The sequence below is a fragment of the Pseudomonas thermotolerans DSM 14292 genome, from assembly GCF_000364625.1.
GTDB lineage: Bacteria > Pseudomonadota > Gammaproteobacteria > Pseudomonadales > Pseudomonadaceae > Aquipseudomonas > Aquipseudomonas thermotolerans.
In genome coordinates, this window is sequence record NZ_KB822652.1 from 1 (window position 1) to 2,888 (window position 2,888).

At 58.2% G+C, this 2,888-nt stretch carries 5 protein-coding genes and 2 pseudogenes; 4 read left to right on the top strand and 3 right to left on the bottom strand.

Annotation, left to right across the window (positions count from 1 at the left end):
• The 4 genes from H165_RS19850 to H165_RS20130 all read left to right on the top strand — a co-directional run.
• A partial coding sequence (locus tag H165_RS19850; protein ID WP_211206298.1) for a hypothetical protein occupies nucleotides 1-185 on the top strand: 185 nt, incomplete at its 5' end.
• Between the two features lie 141 nt (nucleotides 186-326).
• Nucleotides 327-776, top strand: coding sequence for a hypothetical protein (locus H165_RS0117895; protein WP_017940295.1), 450 nt, complete (start codon nucleotides 327-329; stop codon nucleotides 774-776).
• A gap of 78 nt (nucleotides 777-854) precedes the next feature.
• Nucleotides 855-1,409 carry a DUF4339 domain-containing protein gene (locus tag H165_RS0117900; RefSeq protein ID WP_017940296.1) on the top strand — a complete coding sequence of 185 codons (555 nt, stop codon included), beginning with the start codon at nucleotides 855-857 and terminating at the stop codon, nucleotides 1,407-1,409.
• Nucleotides 1,410-1,422: 13 nt separating this feature from the next.
• Nucleotides 1,423-1,545, top strand: coding sequence for a hypothetical protein (locus H165_RS20130; RefSeq protein WP_017940297.1), 123 nt, complete (start codon nucleotides 1,423-1,425; stop codon nucleotides 1,543-1,545).
• Between the two features lie 50 nt (nucleotides 1,546-1,595).
• On the opposite strand, the pseudogene H165_RS20050 reads toward H165_RS20130, so the two are convergent.
• The 3 genes and pseudogenes from H165_RS20050 to H165_RS0117915 form a co-directional block, all read right to left on the bottom strand.
• Nucleotides 1,596-1,775, bottom strand: a pseudogene (locus tag H165_RS20050) (tyrosine-type recombinase/integrase); the annotation flags it as partial.
• A 61-nt stretch (nucleotides 1,776-1,836) separates the two neighbouring features.
• Nucleotides 1,837-2,415, bottom strand: coding sequence for a plasmid pRiA4b ORF-3 family protein (locus H165_RS0117910; protein WP_003291613.1), 579 nt, complete (start codon nucleotides 2,413-2,415; stop codon nucleotides 1,837-1,839).
• 3 nt (nucleotides 2,416-2,418) lie between these two features.
• Nucleotides 2,419-2,793, bottom strand: a pseudogene (locus H165_RS0117915) (IS66 family transposase); the annotation flags it as partial.
• Nucleotides 2,794-2,888: the final 95 nt, after the last annotated feature.

Sequence of the window (2,888 nt, forward strand, 5' to 3'; positions counted from 1 at the left end):
GCGTCGGCGAAGGTCATCTGCTTCATCGGAAAGCTCTGCGGGTGAAGTCGGCGGATTTTACCAAATCAGGAAGTCTTTTTCAGAGTTTCCCTAAATGTCAATGCCGCCTCTGCCTCGCACTTTCATCTGCCCACAATGTGGCTGGCGGCGCACAACCGCTCCAGCCAGTGACGCTCTCCAACTGAATATCGACTGGTTCTACCGCTGCCCGGTCTGCCAGCGCACGGAGTTGGAAACCCGCCCGGCCAGCCGCACGGAAATCATGCGGTCACGGCTAAGCCAGCTCTTTCGTAACTCACGTTTCTAAACGAACACAGGGATTCATCATGCACAAACCAAGCATCCTGCTGCTCTGCAGCCTGCTCGCCGGCACAGGCGCCCATGGCGGCACCTACGAATGGACTTCCGGCTGGGGCATGGGCGTCAGCGAGCATCTGGTGGACGACGGCAATGGCAATGAGCTGAACATCTCCTGCCCAGACTACGAGGAGGATGGCTACGTCCGCGCCTACGCCAGCGTCGGTGGTCGGCAGTACAGCTCCGAAGAGGGCGGCGGCTTCGACGTGATCGTCGACGGAGAGACCTACAACAACCCCTTCTTCACCGATTGCCGAGTGTGCGGGGCCAACTTCCCCAGTTTCTGGGAGGCCCTGCGCCAAGCCAACCAGCTGAAGCTCATGGTAGACGGCAAGACCATCAATCTGCCCACCAAAAACATTTCCAGCGTACTCCAGCCGCTGGGCAGCCCGGAAAACAGCTGCCGCTCAGCCTGGTAGGGCAGCCAGAACGACACAATCTGTCGCCGCAGGCTGTCACTCTGCATCACGCAATCAATCGAATCGAGGAGTGAGTCGATGTCCGATGCTCAAATCAGTACGAGCCAGTGGTTCTATGAGGAAAAAGGTGAACGTAAGGGGGGCGTGAGCGAACAGGAGATGATCGAGCTGATTCGCGAAGGCCGCCTCGGCTATGGTAGTTCCGTGTGGGCGCATGGCTTTACCGAGTGGTCGAAGCTGGAAAACACCCCGCTGCGGCAACACCTGCAGCACATCCCGCCGCCGCTGGTTGGCAGTCAGGCGAACAACACTCTGGTCTGGGTGCTCGCTTTCGCGCCCATCATCGGCTACTTGATGGAATGGTTCGTCGCAGGCGCCGTCAATGGCAGCGAGGCAGCAGCGGCGCGAGCGATGGAAAACGCCAGCTACTGGTACATCACGCTAGCACTCAATCTCCTGCTGTCCTTCTTTGACGAGAAGCGATTACAAAAGGCAGGACACAATACCAGTCGCTTCAAGGGCTGGGTCTGGCTAGTGCCTGTTTACCTTTATCAACGCGCCCAAAACCTGCAGCAGAACCTGGCCTACTTCATCGTCTGGCTGGTGTGTTTTGCATTGGTTTTGCTGGCCTGAAGGAGCCCACAACATGCTCAAGAATGTTCTAGCCACCATAGGCTTGGCTGTAGTGCTAAAGGCTGCCTTCGAGCACTACCGCGAGTTCCAGGCGCTGAAACGCGAGAAGCAGGAGCGCACAGTACCTCCCTCCTGAATTGCCCCCAGATAGTAGCCGCATTTGTTCTTGCCCCGGCCGCAATCGATTTACTGCGCGGGTGATTCACTAATCCCGGACTGCGCTGTAAGGATCGACTCCAGCCTCTCGCTCAGCAATCGCCATGCCTCGGTTTTTTCCTTGGCATAATCGTGATGTAGGTAGTGCCTGCGTACTTTGGAGCCGCCCAGCAGGTGGTTCTGGCAGCGGTCGATGATCTCAAGTTGGTCATTTTTCTCTGGTGCAGAACTCGGCCCATTCGTAAGCGTCCGCTCTCTACCGTCTTGACCCTCAGACTTTAATCCGCTTCAGACGCTGATTGATGTCGTCGCGGTCAAATGCCGTGGGATCGAAGGTATCGCCGTACCAGTCGAGCATGTCCAAGTATTCGGGATGTTCGGGGTCGGCAAGCGCGTCCAGAAAATCCGCGTAACCCGGTGCACCGCCGACATCCTCCGGCGGGCTGGCATTGGCGCCGTCGATGCAATACAGCACATGCGGGCACGCAATGGCCGGCAACAGCCGCTCGATCTTGATCCGGTGCTCCCAGTTGTCGCCAAAGTCATAGACGTAACGAAACGCCTTCGACCCATACAGCACCTTTGTCAGCGTCTTGCGCTGTTCCGAAACGACCGGAGGGCCCCAGTCGGGATCGGGAATACCGTAGCTTTCGCCAGCGATTTCAAACTCATGAAGATGGGTGTCACTCCAGCCCATCACCGCCTGAATAACCTGGTGCAGTTTGCTCAGGGTGATGCGCTCGGGCACGGCGACCCGGCGCCAGATGGCGGGTTTTATCCACGTCAGTTCGATGTGCAGTTGCAGGAGACGGTCGTTCGCCGGCTTGGGCAAACGGGTGACGTTGGGCATGGGTCAAGCGGCCTCATGTTCTAGGGTAGGCAGAGCAATATTCCAGGGCAGCAAGTCGTCGAGCTGATTGATTGGGTAGTCGGCGATGCGCTCCAGCACGTGCGTCAAATAAGCCTGTGGGTTCAATGCGTTGAGCTTGGCTGAACCGACCAGGCTGTAGATCGCCGCCGCTCTTTCTCCGCCTGCGTCGGAACCGGCGAACAGAAAATTCTTGCGACCCAGGGCGACTGCACGCAGGGCCCGTTCGGCGGCATTGTTGTCGATTTCAATGCGGCCATCCGCGCAGTAGCGCGTCAGCGCCTGCCAACGTGCGAGGGCATAGTGGATCGCACCGCTCAATGCCGATTTGGGCGGCAATTGCGTCAGCGTGTGATTAAGCTGCGGATTCCACGGTCATCTGGCCACCCATTCCATGAGCATCTGACCACCGATTCCACGGTGATCCGGCCACCCATTCCACGCGTATCCGACCA

What these genes read in the sequence shown, in the direction of transcription:
- H165_RS0117910 (WP_003291613.1), bottom strand. Translation starts at nt 2,415, where the DNA reads ATGCCCAACGTCACCCGTTTGCCCAAGCCGGCGAACGACCGTCTCCTG.
- H165_RS0117900 (WP_017940296.1), top strand. Translation starts at nt 855, where the DNA reads ATGTCCGATGCTCAAATCAGTACGAGCCAGTGGTTCTATGAGGAAAAA.
- H165_RS0117895 (WP_017940295.1), top strand. Translation starts at nt 327, where the DNA reads ATGCACAAACCAAGCATCCTGCTGCTCTGCAGCCTGCTCGCCGGCACA.
- H165_RS20130 (WP_017940297.1), top strand. Translation starts at nt 1,423, where the DNA reads ATGCTCAAGAATGTTCTAGCCACCATAGGCTTGGCTGTAGTGCTAAAG.